The organism is Streptomyces sp. AM 2-1-1, assembly GCF_029167645.1.
GTDB lineage: Bacteria > Actinomycetota > Actinomycetes > Streptomycetales > Streptomycetaceae > Streptomyces.
On the sequence record NZ_CP119147.1, the window covers coordinates 4,995,734 to 5,016,872 of the forward strand.

Genomic DNA, 21,139 nt, shown 5'->3' on the forward strand with positions numbered 1-21,139 from the left:
CCCGGGAGGCGGGACCGCGAGATCCCGCCCGGGCGACAGGGCCGGGCGGGAGGCGCTCACACGCGGCCGGACACCGGCCCTCCGGCCGCGCGGTGTCTCCTCGTGTCACCGCGTCCCGCCCGGTGTCCCGCTGACGGGCGCCGGCGTCCCCGCACGGGTGCGCCCCGCGCCGGTCCGGCGCCGGGCGACGGTCCCGTGCGCGCGGCCGCGGAACACCCCGGCACCTCAGAAGATCTGAATGGACGCGATGTTCGGTGGCTGGTTGGGGTAGGTCACGATGTTCCAGCGGCTGATCCTGACCGTGGCCCCGTTGGCGTCGTTCATCTGGATGTCGTTGTTCCCCGTGGAGATCTTGTCCACCCAGGCGCCGGATCCGAGTCCCATGGTCCCCGCGTTGGCGGCGCAGAATTCGAAGGGTCCGGAAGGGCCGTAGATCTGCGGACGACTGTAGTGGCCCCATATGTGCAGCAAGTCGCTGGTGGAGCACGATGTCTGGTTCATGGCATGGGCGGGAGCGGTCGGAGTGGCGACGCTGAAGCCCGCAGCCAGTAACGCTACGGCGAACAGGCTCCGGGTGGTCTTCCTGAGGGCGGGCACGATGTTCGTCTCCTTGAGGGTGGGGGCCATGCCGGGTGGGCCGGGGGTGCTTCCGGACGGTGGAGCGGCCGCCCCGTCGGGCGCGGCGTTCGGCCCTTCCGATACTGCTGCAGCGCTGAGCCGGCCAGGAACGGCACGGGCGGTTTGTTTCCCGTCCGTTACACGGCCCCCGTGCCCGCGCGTGCCGCACCGCTGTGGGCGGTGGAGCGGTCGCCCTCGCACACCCCCGGCGCGCAGTCCGTCGCCGAGAGCGCCGCGAGGCGGTCGCGGGTCCCGCCGCCGGGAGCGCGCGACCGAGCCTCCCCTTCCCCTGATCACCGACCGCCCCCGGCGGCCCCCGGATGTCCTGAACAAAGGGGTGTTCCGGACCAACGCCCGTGACATAGTTGTGTGTTCGGTGACCACCCCCCTTGCGGGGCGAGAGTGGCGGGACCTATGGGGTTCATGGGGGCAGGCATGACGGACGAGGCAGGAAAGGGCGCGCCGGAGGAAGGGAAGGACAAGGTCGAGTTACGGATCAGCCTCAGCGGGACGCACACCAGGCGCGACGACCTGGAGGCCCTGCGTACCTGGCTGAAGACCGCGCCGGTCCTCGAGGACGCGCTGGAACGCGGCGAACTCACCCTGCAGCGCAAGGACTCGCTCACACAGACCGAGGCGATGAGCGGGGAGCTGGTCCAGGACATCATCCTCCTCGTCACCGCCGAGGCGGTCCGCCCCGTGTTCGAGAACGCGTGGAGGTCCGTGGGCACCTGGCTGCGCAACCGGCGCCGGTTCGCCGCCCCCGAGGAGGCGCCCCGGGTCACCCTGGACGGCCCGCCTCAGGGGCCGGGTTCCGGTCTGAGCCGTGACACCGACACCTTCCCCGGCTCCGTCGGCACGGACACCGGGCGGACTTCCGGCCCGGACGACGGGCCCCCCGCGTCCGACGGTCGCGACCGGACGCGCGGCGACGAGGCCGGGGAGGTCTAGCAGTCGTGCCGCTGTACGACGCGCGCGGCGAGGAGAACAGGGGCAGACGGCACAGAGCCGTGCTCATCGGGGTGGAGCACTACCAGGGCAGCCGGAACGACCTTCCGGCCGTCGCGACCAACCTCCGCCTCATGCGCGAGGCCCTGACCGCCGAGGGCACCGGGATGCTTCGCCCGGAGGATCTCGTCGTGATCCCCGCAGTCGGCGGCTCGGCGGCCACCGTCGACCAGATCCGGGTGCGCGAGGCGCTGGCCGATGCCCGCAGGGACGTCACCGGGCTGCTGGTGGTCTACTTCGCCGGGCACGGCATCGTGCGCACCGACGGCAGCGACCTCAACCTCATGTTCACCGAGGCGCAGGTGACCCGGGACCGCCGCCACCCTTTCGCGGACACACTGTCCTGGCGCGACGACATCATGCCGGAACTGCGGAAGGCCCGCGCCGACTGGGTCGTCGTCATCCTCGACTGCTGTTTCGCCGGCAACGCGCTCGCGGACTTCAACCCCGTCTCCGGGCAGAACTTCGCCCTGCTCACCGCGGCGGAGCCAGGGGTGGAGATCCCGCCCGGTGATCCCCGTACCGGTACGGAGTTCACGGCAGCCTTCCACCGGCTGCTGACCACGGGGAAGGGCGGGCCGGTGACCTTCACCAGCGTCGTCACCGGCATACGCGAGGCGATGGCTCCGCTCAGGGCCGTCGACGGTCACCCGTGGGTCCCGGACGAGCTGCGGCACGGCGACGACGTGGTGCTCGCCCTCGCGGCGGACACGCCCCGGCCCATCCGGAAGCCCCGCTGGTGGAGGATGCGTCCGAGAGCCCTGAAGCGTACGACCGCACTCGTGGCGGCGGGACTTGTCGCCCTCGTCGGGCTCGGAACGGTGTACGTGCTGCATTCGATCGGTGATGAACCCTGCGCGCTGCCGCTGCAATTGCGGGTGCTCACCGACCCCGATCTGCGGGAGACCGTACAGAGTGCGGCCGACGCCTACTCCGAGCGGGGCGGCGACGGATGCCGGACCGTCGGCATCGACGTGTACGACGCCAAGTCCACCGACGCCGTCGAGGCGTTCCGGTCCTCCTCGCTCTGGCAGGAGCCACCCGCCACCTGCCCGGCCACGGGCGACTGCCTGCGGCCGCAGCGGGACATCGGCGCGCAACCGGACATCTGGATACCGGCCGCCGGCAGCGCGTGGCAGCGGGCGGCGGCCGACGGGGCCGGCGGCGCGTCCACCTCCCCCGCGTCCACCTCCGGCGTGTCGGCGGCAGCCAAGGCAAGGAACGTCGTGGAGCTCGACCGTCTCGGCTCCGTCGCGTACACACCGATGGTTCTGGGGGTGCCGGACACCGTCCCGCTGCCACTCTCCCTCCAGACCGGACAGCCGCTGGACACCCTCGTCTCCGGACTCAAGGGGATCGATGACGTCGAGATCCTGCGCCCCGACCCCGAAGCCACCGAGGGCGCCCTGCTGGCGACCGAAGCGCTCTACCGGGCCCCGCACTCCGGGGGCGCGGGCATGGTCGAACAGAAGATGGCGGAGGTGCTGCGGCCCATGCCCTCCAGCGCTCAGGATCTGATGTGCGCGCTGGCCAAAGAGACACGGGGCACCCTGGAGGACTACGCCGCGGTTTTCGTGCCGGAGCAGACCGTGGCCCGGTTCAACCTGTCGGCGAACGAGCCGGGCCGCCCCGGCTGCGCGACGGAGGCACTGAGGCGCCGGGTGGCTTACTACCCCTCCGACGTGCCGATGCTGGATCTTCCCTTCGTGCGGGTCACCTGGGCGGGAGCCGACCGGGATGCCCATGAGCGCGAAGCGGCGGTCCGGGCCTTCCACGCGTGGCTGACTACGGACCCGCGTGGCCAGGGGTACTTCACCAGGGACGGTTTCCGGGGCGTGGCGCAGGACGGTGCCCCGGCCACACCCGTCGAGGGATCGACCCTGCGGTATGGGGACAACGGGAGGTCCCTCCTGGCACATGTCCCCGAGACCGGTGAGTCCGCCGCCGCCGCGTCGTTGAACGGCGCTCTGCACGACTACCGTGACGCGCTCGGGCCCGGCAAGGTGCTCTATCTCCTCGACAATTCGAGTTCGACGGCGGACAAGCGGGTCTGGGACGGCACCGGAGGCCTCAAGGAACTGGTGGTCCGCTCGATGAGTGCGCTGGGCGCCAGGGATTCGCTCGGGGTCTGGATGGCCGCTGTGGACGATGGGGCGCCGCCCACCCAGCTCGTGAAGTTCGAGCCCGGCGGCGGAGCCCGCGCTCAGGGGGCCGTCGCCGGGGCGAAGACCGCCGATGTCAACGCCCGCATCGCGGACGGCTTGACCAGGGCACTCAAGACCCTGCGCCAGGACGCCGCCGACACGCAGGAGCCGCGTCTCCTCGTGGTGATGACCGACGGCGAGGACTTCGACGCGGTGACGGAGAAGGACCAGGAGGATCTGGTCTCGACGGCGGGCGGGGAGGTCCGCGTGAGGATCGTGACGGTCTCGCTGCGGAACGGCGCCTGCGCACCCGGCTCGCTCGGCGACCGGCTCGCCCGGGCGAGTGCCGGACGCTGCCTGGACCCCGCTGACGACATCGCGGCCGGACTGTCGGCGGAGGTCGCCAAGACCGGTACGGGGGACGCGGAATGAGCCGTGCGGAGAGGGCCGCCGTCCGCCACGGGACCAGGACGGCCGCTGCCCTCGGCTGTCTTCTCGCACTCGTCTCCGCCGCATGCACGGGTGGGCCCGAGGACCGGCAGCAGCCCGGACCGAAGGAGGCGGCGCACGGGCCTCTCGTCATCGCCAGCGGACTCGACGTCACCGGTTCCGGAAGCGTACGGCAGCAGCTCGTGGAGGAATGGAACCGCCGGCACGCCGGGTCCGAGTCCCAGCAGGCCAAGCTCGTCGAGCTGCCCGGGGGCGCGGACCAGCAGCGCAGCCAGCTCCTCGGCGCACTCCAGTCCGGCAGCGCCCACTACGACGTGGTGAACCTGGACATCACCTGGATCCCCGAATTCGCCGAAGCCGGACTCATCAGCCCCATGCCGGTCGCGAAGACCGGATCCCCCGACGACGCCGGCTTCATCGAGCAGGTCCATGCCACCACCGTCTGGAAGGGACGCTCCTACGCCCGGCCGTTCAACACCGACGTGGGGCTCCTCTACTACCGGCCCGGCTCCCTGAAGGGCATCGAACCCCAGAACCGGCCGACAGATGACTGGACGTGGGCGCAGCTCCTCTCGTCGATCGACACCATGGACCTGAACCCGGTGAAGCCGGGTGACCGGGCCGGCTGGACCACCCAGCTGAAGGAGTACGAAGGGCTGACGGTCAACACGATCGAGGCGTTCGCCGACGCCGAGGTCTACCTGACCGACAGCGAGGGGCACTACCTCTCCAACGCCGAGGAGTTGAAACGCGGTCTCGACACCCTCATCGACCGCGTCGGCGACCGCAGGGTGCAACCGGCCGCACTCGACTCCGACGAGACGGCGTCCCTCGCCGACTTCACCGAGGACCGCGCCGTCTTCCTGCGCCACTGGCCGTACGCGTACGGGGCCTTGGCGAGCCTGATGGAGCCGGGTGAGTACAGAGTGCGCAGGCTGCCGGGCAAGGCGGTGCTCGGCGGGCAGAACCTCGCCGTGGCCGCCGACTCGCCCCGCGCGGACGACGCCCGCGCGCTCATCGCCTTCCTGACTTCGCCGGAGAGTGAACGCTGTCTGTTCGACGCGGGCTTCGCCGCCACCCGGACTTCCGTGTACGACGGCGTCTCGAAGCCCTGCTGGCCCCGTGTCGATGCCGCGATCCGGCCTGCCGACGACGCCACGGGGGAGGGCGCACCGAAGAGGCAGTCGGCGCAGGAGCGCACCGTGTACACGGAGACTCTCCGCTCGGCTCTGACGGTGGCGGTGCAGCGCCCGCGCACCCCGTACTACGGCGCGTTCACCCAGGTCCTCCAGTCCCACGTGTACGCGCTGCTGAAGGCGGATCGGCGGCCCGACACCGATGAGGCCGAAGAGCTCGACGCGGCACTCCGGAAGGCATTCGCGGGCAGGCAGGAGGAGCCCGGCAAGCAGGGGGAGGAACCGGACAGGTAGACGGGCCCGGCTCTCTCCGGGCCCGGGCGCACGTCCCGTCCGTCGCCCGCCGTCCCGGCGCCTGACCCGGAGGAGCCACGGACCAGGGCCGGCTCCGGGAAGTCCGGAACCGGCCCTGACGCGTCGCGGGGTCACGGGGGACACCAGGGACCCGCCGCGGAGGAGGTCGTACGGGTCAGTGCACCGGCACGACCGGCGGCTGCTCGCCCTCCTCGGCGAGCCGCTCCAGACCGCTCTTGGTCTTGAGGGGCTTCTCCTTGATGAAGAGCACCGCGACGAGCGCGAAGAGCGCGAAGGGCGCGCCGACGAGGAAGACGGAGCCGGTGGCGACGCCGTACGCGTTCTGCACGATCTCGCGAGCCTGTTCCGGCAGGGTCGTCAGGTCGGGGATGGCCCCGTCGCCCCCGCCGGCCCCGGAGCTGCCGAAGCCCTTCTCCAGCTCGGAGGCGACCCGGTGGCTGAGTACCGCACCGAGCGCGCTCGTGCCCACGGCGCCGCCCAGGCTGCGGAAGAAGGAGAGCGTCGAGGTGGCCGAGCCCAGGTCGGCGGCGGCCACGTCGTTCTGGGCCGCGAGGACCAGGTTCTGCATCAGCATGCCGACGCCGATGCCGAGCACGGCCATGTAGGGCGCGATGACCCAGAACGACGTGCCGGCGCCGATCGTGGAGAGCAGGCACATACCGGCGGTCATGATGACGCCGCCGGCGACCAGGAACGACTTCCACTTGCCGCGCCTGCTGATGAGCTGACCGGCGACGGTCGTCGAGACCATCAGGCCGAGGATCATCGGAAGGCTCATCAGACCCGCCATGGTGGGGGACTTGCCCAGCGAGATCTGGAAGTACTGCGACAGGAAGACCGTGCCGCCGAACATGGCCACACCGACGAGGAAGCTCGCCACGGTGGTCAGCGAGACGGTCCGGTTGCGGAAGATGCTCAGCGGGATCATCGGTTCCTGGACCTTCGACTCGACCAGGACGGCGAGCGCGACCAGGGCGGCGCCGCCGAGGACGAGCGCGGCCGACGGACCGGACACCCAGTCGAACTCCGAGCCGCCGAGCGTGACCCAGAGCAGGAGGGCGCTGACCCCGGCCATGATGAGGAAGGCACCGAGGTAGTCGATCTTCGCCTCGCGGCGGACGACGGGCAGCTTGAGTGTCTTCTGCAGCAGGAAGATCGCGAGCAGGGCGAACGGTACGCCGATGAAGAAGCACCAGCGCCAGCCGAGCCACGAGGTGTCGACGAGCACGCCGCCAATCAGCGGGCCCGCGACGGTGCCGACTGCGAAGACGGCGCCGAAGATGCCGGAGAACTTGCCGAGTTCACGCGGCGGGATGATCGAGGCCATCACGACCTGGGCGAGCGCGGTGAGACCGCCGGCGCCGATGCCCTGGAGCACCCGGCTGATGATGAGCACGGTGACGCTGTGGGAGAAGCCCGCCACGAGCGAACCGACGACGAACATCGACAGGGAGAGCTGGAGCAGCAGCTTCTTGTCGTAGAGGTCGGAGAGCTTGCCCCAGACCGGCACGGTGGCCGTCATCGCCAGCAGCTCCGAGGTGACCACCCAGGTGTAGGAGGACTGGCTGCCGTGCAGGTCGGTGATGATGCGCGGAAGCGCGTTGGCGACGACCGTCGAGGCGAGGATGGCCACGAACATTCCGGCCATGAGCCCGGACATGGCCTGGATTATCTGGCGGTGGTTCATGGAGGAGGACTCCCGGGGTTCGGGCGTCACGGCAGCGGACATCGCTGGTTGTACCTCTTGTCTCTGCTGGTGCGGAAGGTGGAGCGGCGGCCCGGGGCGGGCTGGTGGAGCGGCGGCCCGGGGTGCGGGCCGGTGGGTCGGGCAGATGCTCGACGGGCGCCTCAGTCGCCGAGGCCGGCGGAGAGCTCGTCGAAGGCCTCGTCGTAGAGGGTCAGGAACGCGCGGGTGCGGCCGGTGGCGGTCCAGATCTCCACGGCCGCCCGTACGGCGGCGACGGCGGCGTGCACCAGCAACCGGGAGCGCAGACCCGACGTGGGGTCCTGGCCGAGCCGTTGCGCCACCGCCGAGATCAGCGCCTCCTCGTCGGCGCCGCGCGCGGCGAGGAAGCGGGGGAAGAGCGAGGGGGTGCGGCCCAGCACGGTGCACTGGAGCTCCCACCGTTCCGGCGCGTCCTCGATGTGGGCCATCTCCTCCCCGAGGACCCGGCGCAGGACGGCGAGCGGGCCGAGTTCCGCCGGGGCGGAGAGGACCGCCGCGCGGGTCCGCCCGGCGCTGTCCGGGTCCGGGACGAGAATGGCGTCGTCGAGGTGGGCGAAGTAGTTGAAGAAGGTCCGCACCGAGACGCCGACCGACTCGGTGACCGCCTCCACCGTCACCTGGTCGAGCCCGTGTTCGGCCGCCATGCGCAGGGCGGTGTCCGCCAGCGCTTCACGGGTGGCGCGCTTCTTGCGCTCGCGCAGGCCGGGCGCCGGGGAAGGGGGGGAGGTCACGAAGATGCATGCTATGCAAAAATGCACATCCTGCAAAGTTCATTCTTTTCGGGGCGATCTCCTGCTCCGGGCGATGAGTTCCCGGCGCGCCAGCCGTCTACCCCTTCGAAAGCGCGCGGGAGCGGCCCAGGATGGCCGCAGCGCCCATGCGCGGACCGCCACCGACTCCCGGCGGCGGCGACACGGAGGAGTGGGACCACCATGGACAAGATGATCTTCGTGAACCTCCCGGTGAAGGACCTGGACGTCAGCAAGGCCTTCTTCGAGAAGCTCGGCTACCACTGCAACCCCGGATTCACCGACGAGCACGCCGCCTGCGTGGTCATCAGCGACACGATCTACGTCATGCTGCTCACCGAACCGCGGTTCGGGGACTTCGCCACCAAGGAGATCGCGGACGCGGAGAAGACGACCGAGGTCATGCTCTGTCTGAGCGCGGAGAGCCGCGCCGAGGTGGACGAGACCGTCGACACGGCGCTCGCCGCCGGAGGCTTCCCGGCCGGCGCCACCCAGGACTACGGCACCATGTACGGCCGCTCCTTCCAGGACCCGGACCACCACGTCTGGGAGGTCATGTGGATGGACCCGGCCGCCGTCGCCGAACGCTCCTGACCGCCTCCGGGCGGCCGGCGGGCGCGTCCGCACACCCCCTCAGAGGCCCGGGTACACCACCTTGGTGAGCTGCTGGGACGCCGACCAGAGGCGCTCGCCCGTCACGTCGTCCAGGGTGCGGCGCGCCCGCCAGGAGCGGGCCGGCGCGCCGCGCACCCCGAGCCGTCCCGGGCCCGTGAACGAGTCGGGCCGGACGCCGGGCGCCGTCGCCGCGTGGAGCACGGGCAGCGCCCCCGCCGTGGCGGTCTGGGCGACCAGGCGGTTGCTGAGCGCCATCACCCGCTCGGTGGACCGGCGTCGCTCCAGCCGGGGACCCGCCGTCGTCAGGTTGGTGGAGGCGTACCCGGGGTGCGCGGCGGCGGCCACGACCGGCGAACCGGTCCGCGCCAGCAGCCGGGCGAGCTCGTGGACGAAGAGCAGGTTGGCGGTCTTCGACGCGCCGTAGGCGATCCAGCGACGGTACCTGCGCTCGCTGTTGAGGTCGCCCATGTCGATGTCGGCGAGTGCGTGCAGCATGCTCGACACCGTCACCACCCGCGCCTTCCCGGCCGCGCGCAGGGCGGGCAGCAGCAGCCCGGTGAGGGCGTAGTGCCCGAGGTGGTTGACGCCGAACTGCGTCTCGAAGCCGTCGGCCGTCCGCCCGTACGGCAGCGCCATCACCCCCGCGTTGTTGACCAGCAGGTCGATCCGGTCGGGGGCGTGCGAGGCCGCGAACTCCCGTACGGAGGAGAGGTCCGCCAGGTCCAGCGGGACGAACGCCACGTCCGCGCCGGGGACCGCCCGGCGGATGCGGTCCGCCGCGCCCTCCCCGCGCTCGTCGTCCCGGCAGGCGAGCAGCACCCTGGCCCCGCGGCGGGCCAACTCCCGGGCCGTGACGAGGCCGAGGCCGCTGTTGGCCCCGGTGACCACGGCCGTGCGGCCGCTCTGGTCGGGGATGTCGCGCGTGTTCCAGCCCTGGATCATGGGCACAGCGTACGGCCGGTGGCCACCGCGGTACGGTCCGGCTTCCGCGGGGCGGCAGGCCGGACCGTACGCCGGGCCGCGGGCCCGGCGGGTGACCGGGTCAGCCGCGGAACGGGCCCTTCACCTCGTAGGTGATGCCGCCGGACGAACTCCCGCTGGTGCCGCGCTGCGAGGAGAAGTACAGCCGGGTTCCGTCCGGGGAGAAGGCGGGGCCGGTGATCTCGGAGGAGGACTGGCCGCTGACCCGCAGGAACGGCGAGACGGTGTTCTGCGGGGTGATGAGGCAGATCTCCAGGTTGCCGCCGTCCTCCGCCACGTACAGGTCGCCGGAGGCGGACCGGGTGACGTTGTCCACGCCGGTCAGTGGGGCGGTGCCGGAGGTGACGAGGGAGTCGTCGTAGACCAGCGAGAGCGACGAGGCCGCCGCGTCGTAGGCCCACACCCGGTTGTCGCCCTTGGTGGTGAACCAGCAGGTGCCCGCCGCGTAGAAGCAGCCCTCGCCGCCGTTGAAGACCTTGGCGCCGGCGACCTGGTAGCGGGTCTGGGTGGGGGTGCCGTCGGGGTCGGGGACCGTCGTCCAGGTCACCGGGCCGGAGGTGGCACTGCCCGCGACCAGCACCTGGAGGGTGCCGCTCGCGAGGTTGCCCCAGGTGGTGGGGCGGAAGCGGTAGAAGCGGCCGTCCGTCTCGTCCTCGGTGAGGTAGACGTAACCGTGGTCGGGATCGGCCGCCGCGGCCTCGTGCTTGAAGCGGCCCATCGCCGGGCGCTGCACCGCCGCGTTCACGCCCCACGGGTCGGTCTCGTACACGGCGCCCCGGGTGACCTCCTCGCAGGAGAGCCAGGTGTTCCACGGAGTCCGCCCGCCCGCACAGTTGTTGTTGGTGCCGGACAGGATGCGGTACGCGCCCGTCACCGAACCCGAGGAGTCGAAGCGGACGGCACTCGCGCCCCCACCGCTGCCCGAGGCGACCTCGGAGTTCGACACGTAGATCCAGCCGCTGCCGTCGGCGAAGGTGGCGCCGCCGTCGGGCGCGCTGTGCCAGGCGTACGAGGAGCCGCTCACGGTCTTCCCCGACCGGGCGACGACCCGGCTGGTGAATCCGGCCGGCAGCAGGATGCCGTCGCCGTTGGCCGCTTGGAGGCCCCCGTAGGGACCGGTGGCCGGCTGGGCGGGGGCGGCGGAGGCGGCGCCCCGCCACAGGGTGCCGCCGAAGGCGGCGGCCGAGCTTCCGACCACCGCTGTGCGCAGGAAGTTCCGTCGTTCCACGATCACTCCACTGGTGACGTGCCATCCCGCCGGTCCGGTCGGCCCGGCGGGTCGCGCGTCAGCACAGTAGGAGGAGCCGGTTGACGCAGCGTCAACCCGACATGAACGCAGCGCGACCGCCGTACGGGGATCGCGCTGCGTGCCGGGAAGGGCCTACCGCTCCCGGAGCGTGAACGCCTCCACCGCCACCTCGTCGTCGTCCAGACAGGACCCCGTCGCCAGGTCGAACCGCTGCTTCAGCAGGGGGGAGGCCACGAAGGGCCGGCCGTCCGCCGATCCGATCAGGCCGCGGGAGAGGACGTACGCCCCGGTGAAGGGATCCCGGTTGTCGATCGCGTACACGCGTCCCGCCCGGTCCAGGAAGACCGCCACCTGCCGGCCGTCGGGGAGGAGCGCCGCCACCCCCCGGCCCGGGGTCAGCAGGGAACGCTCGCACAGGGTGAACCACTCGTCCCCGAGGGCCAGCTGCACCGTGGTCGTACCGTGCGCGAGGGGCGCGCGGGCCGTCGTCGTTGCCGTCATCAGGATGCGGTCCCTTCCAGCGTACGGATCGCGAGCACGGGGCCCGCGAGGATGTCCAGGTCGGGCTTGACCTGGTCGCGCTCCGGCACGAACCGCACCGAGGGGTCCGGCGCGTCGGGGGCGTTCACGAAGGTCACGAACCGGCGGAGCCGCTCCGGGTCGTTGAGGGTCTCGGCCCACTCGTCGCGGTAGCCCGCGACGTGGTCGGCCATCATGCGCTCCAGCTCGTCACAGAGCCCGAGGGAGTCGTGGACCACCACGTCCCGCACGTGGTCGAGGCCGCCCTCGATCCGGTCCAGCCAGGTCGAGGTGCGCTCCAGCCGGTCCGCCGTACGGATGTAGAACATCAGGAACCGGTCGATGAGCCGCACGAGTTCCGCGTCCGACAGGTCCTGCGCGAGCAGGTCCGCGTGACGCGGGGTGGCGCCGCCGTTGCCGCCGACGTAGAGGTTCCAGCCGCCGGCGGTGGCGATGATCCCGAAGTCCTTGCCCCGGGCCTCCGCGCACTCGCGGGCACACCCGGAGACCGCCGACTTGAACTTGTGCGGGGAGCGCAGGCCCCGGTAGCGCATCTCCAGATCGATCGCCATCTTCACCGAGTCCTGCACGCCGTACCGGCACCAGGTCTGCCCCACGCAGGACTTGATCGTCCGCAGGGACTTGCCGTAGGCGTGCCCGGACTCGAAACCGGCGTCCACCAACCTGGTCCAGATGAGCGGGAGCTGGTCGACGCGGGCGCCGAAGAGGTCGATCCGCTGTCCGCCGGTGATCTTCGTGTAGAGGCCGAAGTCGCGGGCCACCTCGCCGATGACGATCAGCTTCTCCGGGGTGATCTCGCCGCCCGGGATGCGCGGCACGATCGAGTAGGAGCCGTTCTTCTGGAGGTTGGCGAGGAAGTGGTCGTTGGTGTCCTGGAGGGCCGCCTGCTCGCCGTCGAGGACGTAACCGCTCGCGCCCACCGTGGGGGCGAGCGAGGCGATGATCGATCCGACCGTCGGCTTGCAGACCTCGCAGCCGTCACCGCCGCGCGCCGTCTCCCGGCCGTGCGAGTCGAGCAGCTCGGCGAAGGTGGTGACGCCCAGGGTACGGACGATCTCGTACAGCTCGCTGCGGGTGTGGGCGAAGCAGCCGCACAGGCCCTTGTCCTGGCTCTGCGGCAGCAGCTGTCCGATGACCTTGACGCAACTTCCGCAGCCGGTACCGGCCTTGGTGCACTTCTTCACCTCGGGCAGGGTGGTGTGCTCGCAGATCGCGCCCTTGGTGACGTTGTGGCAGGAGCAGATGACGGCCTCGTCCGGCAGCGAGGACGGACCCAGGGTGACCGGGCCGCCCGCGCCGGCCGGCAGCACCAGCTGCTCCGGCGGCACCGGCAGGACCGTGCCCGTCATCGGCCGCAGCGTGCCGTACTGCTCGGCGTCCCCGACGAGCACCCCGCCGAGCAGGGTGCCGTCCGCGCCGATGACCAGCTTCTTGTAGACCCCGGAGCGGGAGTCCGCGTACACCACGTCGAGGCAGCCCTCGGAGGTGCCGTGCGCGTCCCCGAAGGAGGCCACGTCCACCCCGAGGAGCTTCAGCTTCGTCGACAGGTCCGCGCCGGTGAACGAGGCCTCCTGGCCCGCGATCACCCCGGCGGCGGTCACCGCCATCTCGTACCCCGGTGCCACCAGCCCGTACACCCGGCCGTCCGAGGCGAGCGCGCACTCGCCGATCGCGAACACCGCCGGGTCCGAGGTGCGGCACTCCTCGTCGACGACGATGCCGCCGCGGGGGCCGACCTCCAGACCGCAGTCGCGGGCCAGCTGGTCGCGGGGCCGGATCCCGGCCGAGAAGACCACCAGGTCGGTGGCGAGGTGGGAACCGTCCGAGAGCGCCATCCCGTTCACGGTGCCGTCCGCACCGGTGGTGACCTCCTGGGTGCCGACGCCCGTGTGGACGCTCAGCCCCATGTTCTCGATGGTGCGCAGCAGCGCGGCGCCACCGCCCTCGTCCACCTGGACCGGCATCAGCCGGGGCGCGAACTCCACCACGTGGGTGGCGAGCCCGAGCCCCTTGAGGGCGCCGGCCGCCTCCAGCCCGAGCAGCCCGCCGCCGACCACCGCGCCGGTGGTCGCGTTCTTCGCGTACTCCTCGATGGCGAGCAGGTCCTCGATGGTGCGGTAGACGAAGCAGCCCTCCGCGTCCTTGCCGGGCACCGGCGGGACGAACGGGAAGGAACCGGTGGCCAGCACCAGCGTGTCGTAGCCGAAGGTGAGCCCGGACCGCGAGGTGACCGTGCGGCCCTCGCGGTCGACGCTCTCGGCGGGGTCGCCGACGAGCAGTTCGATGCCGTGGGTCTCCATGAAGCCGGCCTCGACCATGGAGAGCTCGTCCGGCGAGGTGCCGGAGAAGTACGAGGTCAGGTGGACCCGGTCGTAGGCGGGGCGGGGCTCCTCGCAGAGCACCACGACCCGCGGGCCGCCGGCCGCCGGGGTCAGGCCCCGGTCGGCGAGGGACTCAAGGAATCGCTGGCCGACCATGCCGTGGCCGACGACGACGATCGTGTGCGGGGCCGCGGAAGGTGTGGTGGGGATGGGGGACACCGGCATCTCAGAAGCCTCCGTCGTCGGTGAGCAGGTGGAGCAAGGACATGTCGGCGGGGAGCGGTTCGTCTTCCTGCCAGGTGCGGGCGAGCGTGCCGACCGCGGCGAGATCGCCGAGCAGCACCCCGCCCGCGAGCCGGTCGCCGCGCACGACGACCGTCCGGTACGCGCCCCGGGTGGCGTCGGCGAGGCGGACCACGTCGTCACCGGGCAGCGGCCGGGCCTCGCCGAACGCGGCCAGGTCCAGCCCCGGGTCCGCGGCTCCGGTGGAGCCGGGGGAGCGCAGGGTGAGCCGGGTCAGCGCCCGGGTGCCGCGGTAGCGGGCGGGCCGCCCCGCCAGCACCTCGGCGAGCACGTCGGCCTGCTCCAGCGCCGCCCCGGCCAGTCCGTAGACGACCGAGCGGTGCTCGGCGCAGTCGCCGACCGCGTGGATGTACGGGTCCGAGGTGCGCAGCTCGTCGTCGACGACGATCCCCCGCGCCACCTCCAGACCGGCCGCCTTCGCCAGTCCGGTACGCGGCCGCACCCCGCAGGCCAGCACCGTGAGGTCGGCCTCCAGCGCGTAGTGGTCGGCCATCTCGACGGCCCGCACCCGGCCGTCCGTGACCCGCAGCCCGCGCACCCGGCACTCGGTGTGCACCTCGACGCCGAGAGCCTCCAGGTGGTGGCGCAGGAGTGTGGCCGCCTCGGGGTCGAGCTGCCGCTCCATCAGGTGCTCGCCCTGCTGGGCCAGCACCACCTGGGCGCCCCGCTCGGCGAGCGCCCGGGCCGCCGAGACGCCCAGCAGCCCGCCGCCGATCACGACCGCCCGTACCCCGGGACGCACCGCGTCCCGCAGCGCCAGGCAGTCGTCGAGCGTACGGAAGGGGTGGACACCCTCCGGCAGGGTGGCGCCGAGCCCGCGCAGCGGCGGCAGCACCGGGTTGGAGCCGGTGGCCAGGACCAGCCGTTCGTAGCGGGTGACGCTTCCGTCGTCGCCGTGCACCAGCCGGTCCGCCGGGTCGATGCGGACGACCCGCACCCCGCGCCGCGCCTCGGCGGACGGCAGCGAGATCACCTCGGGGGCGTACCGGCCGGCCAGCACCTCGGCGAGCAGCACCCTGTTGTACGGGGCGTGGGTCTCCTCGCCGATGACGGTGACGTCCGGCACCCGGGCGGCGAGCCGCGCGCCCGCCATCCCGGCGCCGATCACCACCACCCGTGCCGTTCGCTCCGGCTCCCTGCGTGTCGTCATGCCCCTGAGACTGGGCGGTGGGTGTTACCCGACCGCATCCCGGCTGTTTCCCGGGAGGAACCTTGCGCTCAGCACGGGCCGGGGGCCCGTGTGAGGGGACGTACATCTCCCGCACCGGGACGGAGAGACGTCCCGGCGGGCGGTTCACGGCCCACCGGGACGGACGACCGGCTCTCCCGGGACCGGCCCGCGGGCGCGGAACCGTGCAGGTCGGGGCGGGTTCCGGGTGCTCCGGGGCGTCGCCTAGTGTCCTGGACATGCCTGACATCGCACTGACCACCGTCGTCCTGCTCTGCCTCGCCGCGTGCGCGGCGGGATGGATCGACGCGGTGGTGGGCGGCGGCGGCCTGCTCCTCCTGCCGGCCCTGCTGCTCGGGCTGCCGCACGTCCCGGCGGCCCAGGTGCTCGGTACCAACAAGGCGGTCGCGATCGTCGGCACGAGCGGGGCGGCGGTGGCCTACGCGCGCCGGGCCCCGGTGCGGGTCGGCACGGCGGTGCGGATCGGACTGATGGCGCTCGCCGGGTCGATGACCGGGGCGTTCTTCGCGGCCGGCATCAGCAGCGAGGTCCTCCGCCCGGTGATCATGGTGGCGCTGCTCGCCGTCGCCGCCTTCGTCCTGCTGCGGCCGTCCTTCGGTACGGCGCCGGTCGACGACGGGACGGACCGGCGGGTGACCCGGGCCCGTACGGTCACCGCGATCGTCCTGGTCGGCGGGGGCATCGGCCTCTACGACGGGCTCTTCGGACCGGGCACCGGCACCTTCCTGGTGCTGGCGCTGACGGCGGTGCTCCACCTCGACCTGGTGACCGCCTCCGCCACCGCCAAGATCGTGAACGTCTGCACCAACGCCGGGGCGCTGGCGATGTTCGCCGTGCAGGGCACCGTGCTCTGGCAGCTCGCCGCGCTGATGGCGGTCTTCAACCTGGCGGGCGGACTGGCCGGGGCCCGGATGGCGCTCAGCCGGGGGAGCGGGTTCGTCCGGGGCGTACTGCTGGTCGTGGTCTTCTCGCTCGTCGCCAAGCTGGGCTTCGACCAGTTCACGGGGTGAGAACCGGGCTCAGCCGGCTTCCCGCACGTCCGTGAGGTGGGCGTAGACCACCACGTTCCCCCGGTAGCCGGTGTCCTTCGAGAAGCCGCCGCCGCAGGTGATCAGCCGCAGCGCGGCGTAGGGCGCCTTCCCGTAGACGCGCGTGCTGGGGAAGTCGTCGTTCTCGTACACCTCGATCGCGTCGATCGAGAAGACGGCGGTGCGCGCGTCCCGCCGCACGACCTCCACCTCGTCCCCGCGGCCGAGCGCTCCCAGTCCGTAGAAGACCGCCGGGCCCTTGGCGTTGTCCACGTGCCCGGCCACGATCGCGGTGCCCCGGGCGCCGGGCGGGACGCCGTCGCCGTACCAGCCGGCCACGTTGCGGTTCTCCTCCGGCGGCACGTCCAGGCTGCCGTCGGTGCGCAGGCCGAGCCGCGTCATCGGCGCGTCCACGTCGATCTCGGGGATGCGGACGCGGACCGGGGCGGACGGGGGCAGCGGCTCGGCGACCGGAGAACCCGGCAACAACTGCGGGCCGGCGGCGAACGCCTCGGCCGTGGACGGCTGCGGCGGCACCACCTGGGTACCGGCGCCGTTCTGGATCAGCCAGACGCCGCCCAGGACGGCGACGCCGATCAGCCAGGCCTTGCCACGGTGTGCCTTCTGGGACACGGTGCCGTCCTCGGGAGTCTCACGGGAGCCGGGGCGGGCTCGCGTCATGGTGTGCGGAGACGGGGAAGGTCGCGCGGGAGGGCGGTGGGCGCGCCGCCGGGTACGGCCGCGCGCCCACCGTCCCGGCGGGTCAACGGGAGCCGGCCGCCCGGCGGCGCGCCATCCACAGCGCACCCGCGCCGGCCGCGCCGAGGACACCGAAGCCGGCCGCGATCTGCGTACCGTCCGGACCCACGCTGCCGCCCACGCCGGTCTCGACGTGGCCCCACGGCTGCCGGTCCTGGTCCTGGCTCTGCCCCTGGTCGTGGCCGCCGGAACCACCGGTCACCAGCAGCTTCCCCGCGGCGTCCTTGCCGTTGTCGCAGGCGACGGCGATGTCGTAGCTGCCGGGACGGGTCTCGCGCGGGACGGTGAAGTGCCCGACCACGGTCCCCTTCTGCGCGCCGGGGTAGAGGTCGAAGTCCCCCGCGTCCAGCGCGTTCGCGTCCCCGACGCCCGCGCCGTTCCTGCCGCAGGCGGTGGTGCTCGCGGTGACCTTGGCGCCCGGAACGGCGGTGGACGGAGTGAGCTCCAGCCGGCCCCGGTCGAGGTCGCCCGCGTGTGCGGACGGGGCGAGGAGGGCGACGCCGAACGTCGTGGTCGCGGCGAGCGCGACAGCGGTACCGGACAGGGAGCGGAGCGGACGGAGCATGGGGGTCCTCCGGGTACGGGCGCGAGCGGGGCGGATCCGAACGGTCCGGGCTCGAGCGGTTCGGGCCCGGGGTGACCGGGCGGGAGCGGACGGGCCCGGGCGGATCCGGGCGGGCCCGGCACCAGCGGGCGGGCCCTGCCTCCGAGATAACGGGCGCCCCGCCCCGCATGCCTGCTGACGCGCCCTCAGAAACCACCCGTACGGACCGGCGCGGCACCCTTGTTCAGGGAGATCAGCGCAGGTCAAGGCGGTGTCGACGTCTCTTTCGGCGCATACGGCGCACCTCCGTGCCGAACGGGTGACGCCTCGGAACGGACTGTGACGCAGGTCACATGCATGGGCCCGAGAGGGGCGGGCACACGGATGGTGTCCCCCCTTGGGGCGGCACCCCCCCGCCGCCCCTTGGCAACCGCCCTTGCCGGCCCCACCCCCCCCCGGGCCCGGCGAGGGCGTTGCCGTGTCCGCCGGAGAAGCGGTCGCGGCCGGCGGGACGAGGAGTACCCGGGCGTCCGGGCCCGGCGCCCGGCGGGGCCCACCTCCCGAAGACGGCCCGCCCGGCGCCGCCCGGCTCAGATCACGTCCGCCGGTGCCGCCCCGTACACGGTCTCCAGCAGCTCCATCAGCTCCGCGTCCACCGGGAAGGTCCGGTCGTCGACGCGGCGGACGGGTGTGATGCGCTGCGAGTTGGTGACGAACGCGGCCCGGAAGGCACCGAGGCGGTCCAGGGTCACCGGCCGTCGGGCCGACGGGGACCCCGAGAGGGCGAGGCCCTCCTCCAGCAGCGCCATGGTGATCCCGACCAGTGCCGGGGCGTCCGGCCAGACGACGGAGGACCCGTCCCAGAAGCCGACGTTGGTGGTCGATCCCTCGGTGACCACGCCGCCGGGCGCGGTCAGCAGCGCCTGGTCGTACCCGCTGCGCACCGCCAGCCTGCCGTAGTACGCCTGGCCGAAGTCGCCGGGCCGCTTGAGGTGCGGCAGCTCGCGCGCGTACGGCACGGAGCGCAGGCTCAGGGCCTCCCTGGCCGGTGCGACGGGAGGCGCCACGGTCACCATCAGCACGGTCGTCGCGGCCCCCGGCGGCAGGTAACCGTGTACGCGCACCGAGGCGTCCCGCACGCCCGCCCCTGCCAGGGCCCCCCGTACCAGCTCCCGCACCTGCCCGGCCTCCAGGTCGAGGCCGAAGAGCTCCTGGTTCGCGGCGCGCAGCCGGTTCAGGTGGAGGTCCCTCCCCCGTACGCGGCCGTCCTCCACCTGGAAGGCCGTGAAGTGGCCGTAGCCGGCGAAGGCCGGAATCCGCAGGTCGTCCGGGGTGGCCGGGCGGCCGTCGAACTCGACGTACGGGGCGGGGGAGAAAGGGATCATGATTCCCACGGTAATCGTGCCGTCCCGCCGCCCGGGCGCGGCCCGGGGCCGGACGGGGGAGGGGGCGACCGGCGCCCGGAGGCCCGACGGGCGGGCAACGGCGGCCTGTCGGCGGCCCGTAGGCGGCCCGTCCGTGGGTGTCGGCTCCCCTTCGGACCGTTCCGCCCCGCGCCGCGCGTCCGGCGCCGTGTGTCCGACGCCACGCGCCGGTCCGTCGCGGAGTTCGTTCTCCGTGGCGGACCGGCGCGGGGGTGCGGCGCCGTCGGGGGCGGCCGCCGCACGGCGGGGACGCCCGCGCACCACCGGTGTGCGGACGCCTTTCGGCGTGCGCCGCATTCGCTACGTTCGCCGCCCGCCGCCGAATGCGCGGAATTCGGGGCGGTCGGCCGTACGGGAAAGCGGCTTGGTGAACGGGTGTCAGACGGCGGTGCAGAAACCGGCCTCGGCGAGAGTCTCCCGGATCAGCTGCCGCAGATATTCCGGGCTGGGCGGGTCGCCGGGATCACCCTTGGGGCCACGAGGACCCCGCGGGCCCACGAGCCCTTCGGGACCCGGATCGCCCCGCGAGCCCTGCGGCCCCCGAGGGCCGGCCGGACCCTCCCGGCCGTCGGTTCCGGGCAGCCCGTGCGCTCCGGGTTTTCCGTCCCTGCCGTCCCGTCCCGGCTGGCCTTCGGAGCCCTTGGCCCCCACGGGGCCTTCGGCACCGGGAGGTCCACCGGCACCCTCGGGACCCGCCGGCCCCTCGATGCCGCGAGGCCCTTGCGCGCCGGCCGGACCTTCCGGTCCGGGAGGTCCCGGAGGTCCGGCCGGACCGGCGGGCCCGGTCGCACCGGCGGGTCCTGCCGGTCCGGCCGGACCGGGGCACCCCGCTCGCCCCGAGGGGCCCTGGGGGCCCGTCGGTCCCTGCGGCCCTGCGGGTCCCTGCTCGCCACCGGGTGGAAAGGGCTCGCAGGCGGGCCCGGGACCGTCGGGACCGGGGAGGCCCGTGCCGTCGTCCTGCTGCGGGAAGTTCGGGGGGTCTATGGGGGTGGGTGTGGACCTGGGCGTCACGGCCATGCCGTCTCCTGGCGCTCTTCGCACCGGCGAGGTGCGTCCGGTGGGCACCGTCCCGCCCGGGGCGGGCGGGACGGCTGGGCAGGACGGAGAACGAGGAATGCCCGCCCTCTCTCCGAGCGGTCCGCATACGACCGGGGGCGGCTCTTCGCTTTCCGTGCTCACCGCTAATATTCCCTTGTTCCACATTTCGATAACCACGCCCAAGAGTGGCGTAAAAGTAGTATTTAGACAATGGAAAGGTTTTCTGGCCGCATTCTCTTTCCGTTGAATGAAAAAATTCCGGGCCTGCGTCGTGATCATGGCGAGAAATGCCTGACGGTGCAGCGGTGCTGAAACGAATATGCGGCCTGAATGCCGGGATCGCCGTATCGGGAGGGACATGTTCCGGCCACCCCGCGCCGCTCTTCCGCCGGTCGGTATCCCCGGCGGACCGGCCGGGCTTCCGGTCCGGCCGCCGGGGACCCGTCCGTCCGGCCGGTCGCCGCGCGCCACCGTCACCCGGCGGAGGGCCGACCCGTATCCGCGTACGGGCGGCAGCCGGGGCGGTGGAGGCCGAGAATCGGTACCGGACCCGCCGGGGCAGCCGCGCCCCGGACGCCGTGCCCCGAGGAGCGATCATGACGACGCCGCCCGCCGCCTGGCTGACCGTGCAGACCACCACCGACAGCGAGGAGAAGGCCATGGCCCTGGCCCGGGGTGCGGTGGAGGCGCGGCTCGCCGCCTGCGCGCAGGTCTCCGCACCCGTCACCTCCGTCTACCACTGGCAGAACGCCGTGGAGACCGCCGAGGAGTGGCAGGTGCTCTTCAAGACGAGGGCCGAGCGCTACGACGAGCTGGAGGACCACCTGCACGCCGCCCACGACTACGACACCCCCGAGATCGTCGCCACCCCGATCGTCCGGGGCAGCGCCCGCTACCTCGCGTGGGTGACCGACCAGACGTCCTCGGCCGCAGCGCTGTGACGGACGTCCTCGGCCGCGGCGCTGTGACGGCCACCGGGGAGGGCGCCGGGCCCTGCCCCGT

Annotated in this window: 17 protein-coding genes; 6 read left to right on the plus strand and 11 right to left on the minus strand. The window is 72.8% G+C overall.

Annotated features, from left to right (window positions below; genetic code table 11):
• Positions 1-225 precede the first annotated feature (225 nt).
• Positions 226-501: a beta/gamma crystallin domain-containing protein gene (locus PZB77_RS21800; RefSeq protein ID WP_275494298.1), complete on the minus strand. Its 276-nt coding sequence runs from the start codon at positions 499-501 to the stop codon at positions 226-228.
• Between the two features lie 552 nt (positions 502-1,053).
• On the opposite strand from PZB77_RS21800, the gene PZB77_RS21805 reads away from it, so the two are divergent.
• Genes PZB77_RS21805 through PZB77_RS21815 form a run of 3 tightly spaced genes read left to right on the plus strand, consistent with a single transcriptional unit; the run spans position 1,054 to position 5,650 of the window.
• Positions 1,054-1,569: a hypothetical protein gene (locus tag PZB77_RS21805; RefSeq protein ID WP_275494299.1), complete on the plus strand. Its 516-nt coding sequence runs from the start codon at positions 1,054-1,056 to the stop codon at positions 1,567-1,569.
• 5 nt (positions 1,570-1,574) lie between these two features.
• Entirely contained in the window at positions 1,575-4,202 is a 2,628-nt protein-coding gene (locus PZB77_RS21810) for a substrate-binding domain-containing protein (RefSeq protein ID WP_275494300.1), read from the plus strand.
• The gene (locus PZB77_RS21815; RefSeq protein ID WP_275494301.1) at positions 4,199-5,650 is read left to right on the plus strand and encodes an extracellular solute-binding protein; all 1,452 of its coding nucleotides are present in this window, start codon (positions 4,199-4,201) and stop codon (positions 5,648-5,650) included. Before PZB77_RS21810 ends, PZB77_RS21815 begins: the two co-directional genes overlap by 4 nt.
• A 175-nt stretch (positions 5,651-5,825) precedes the next feature.
• Here PZB77_RS21815 and PZB77_RS21820 read toward each other — a convergent pair whose 3' ends face one another.
• A complete protein-coding gene (locus tag PZB77_RS21820; RefSeq protein WP_275494302.1) occupies positions 5,826-7,400 on the minus strand; it encodes an MDR family MFS transporter in 1,575 nt (524 codons plus the stop codon).
• A 119-nt stretch (positions 7,401-7,519) separates the two neighbouring features.
• Positions 7,520-8,128 carry a TetR/AcrR family transcriptional regulator gene (locus tag PZB77_RS21825; RefSeq protein ID WP_275494303.1) on the minus strand — a complete coding sequence of 203 codons (609 nt, stop codon included), beginning with the start codon at positions 8,126-8,128 and terminating at the stop codon, positions 7,520-7,522.
• 201 nt (positions 8,129-8,329) lie between these two features.
• Between PZB77_RS21825 and PZB77_RS21830 the strand changes: the two genes are divergently transcribed.
• Entirely contained in the window at positions 8,330-8,740 is a 411-nt protein-coding gene (locus tag PZB77_RS21830; protein WP_275494304.1) for a VOC family protein, read from the plus strand.
• Between the two features lie 39 nt (positions 8,741-8,779).
• Here PZB77_RS21830 and PZB77_RS21835 read toward each other — a convergent pair whose 3' ends face one another.
• From PZB77_RS21835 to PZB77_RS21855, 5 genes are all read right to left on the minus strand, one after another.
• Entirely contained in the window at positions 8,780-9,703 is a 924-nt protein-coding gene (locus tag PZB77_RS21835; RefSeq protein ID WP_275494305.1) for an oxidoreductase, read from the minus strand.
• Positions 9,704-9,803: 100 nt separating this feature from the next.
• Complete coding sequence (locus tag PZB77_RS21840) at positions 9,804-10,970, minus strand: alkaline phosphatase PhoX (protein WP_275494306.1); 1,167 nt, start codon at positions 10,968-10,970, stop codon at positions 9,804-9,806.
• A gap of 153 nt (positions 10,971-11,123) precedes the next feature.
• Positions 11,124-11,492, minus strand: coding sequence for a nitrite reductase small subunit NirD (nirD, locus tag PZB77_RS21845; protein WP_275494307.1), 369 nt, complete (start codon positions 11,490-11,492; stop codon positions 11,124-11,126).
• Positions 11,492-14,077: a nitrite reductase large subunit NirB gene (nirB, locus tag PZB77_RS21850; protein ID WP_275494308.1), complete on the minus strand. Its 2,586-nt coding sequence runs from the start codon at positions 14,075-14,077 to the stop codon at positions 11,492-11,494. Before nirB ends, nirD begins: the two co-directional genes overlap by 1 nt.
• Before the next feature lies 1 nt (position 14,078).
• Positions 14,079-15,305: an FAD-dependent oxidoreductase gene (locus PZB77_RS21855; RefSeq protein ID WP_275494309.1), complete on the minus strand. Its 1,227-nt coding sequence runs from the start codon at positions 15,303-15,305 to the stop codon at positions 14,079-14,081.
• Positions 15,306-15,562: 257 nt separating this feature from the next.
• Here PZB77_RS21855 and PZB77_RS21860 point away from each other — a divergent pair, with 257 nt between their 5' ends.
• The gene (locus PZB77_RS21860; protein WP_275494310.1) at positions 15,563-16,354 is read left to right on the plus strand and encodes a TSUP family transporter; all 792 of its coding nucleotides are present in this window, start codon (positions 15,563-15,565) and stop codon (positions 16,352-16,354) included.
• 9 nt (positions 16,355-16,363) lie between these two features.
• Here the strand turns inward: PZB77_RS21860 and PZB77_RS21865 are convergent, their stop codons facing one another.
• The 3 genes from PZB77_RS21865 to PZB77_RS21875 all read right to left on the minus strand — a co-directional run bounded on the left by PZB77_RS21865 (position 16,364) and on the right by PZB77_RS21875 (position 19,060).
• On the minus strand, positions 16,364-17,005 hold the full coding sequence (locus PZB77_RS21865) for a class F sortase (protein WP_275494311.1): 642 nt from the start codon (positions 17,003-17,005) through the stop codon (positions 16,364-16,366).
• A 130-nt stretch (positions 17,006-17,135) separates the two neighbouring features.
• Entirely contained in the window at positions 17,136-17,696 is a 561-nt protein-coding gene (locus PZB77_RS21870; RefSeq protein WP_275494312.1) for a hypothetical protein, read from the minus strand.
• A gap of 569 nt (positions 17,697-18,265) precedes the next feature.
• The gene (locus PZB77_RS21875) at positions 18,266-19,060 is read right to left on the minus strand and encodes an aminotransferase class IV (protein WP_275494313.1); all 795 of its coding nucleotides are present in this window, start codon (positions 19,058-19,060) and stop codon (positions 18,266-18,268) included.
• 1,673 nt (positions 19,061-20,733) lie between these two features.
• Between PZB77_RS21875 and cutA the strand changes: the two genes are divergently transcribed.
• A complete protein-coding gene (cutA, locus tag PZB77_RS21880) occupies positions 20,734-21,078 on the plus strand; it encodes a divalent-cation tolerance protein CutA (RefSeq protein ID WP_275494314.1) in 345 nt (114 codons plus the stop codon).
• Positions 21,079-21,139: the final 61 nt, after the last annotated feature.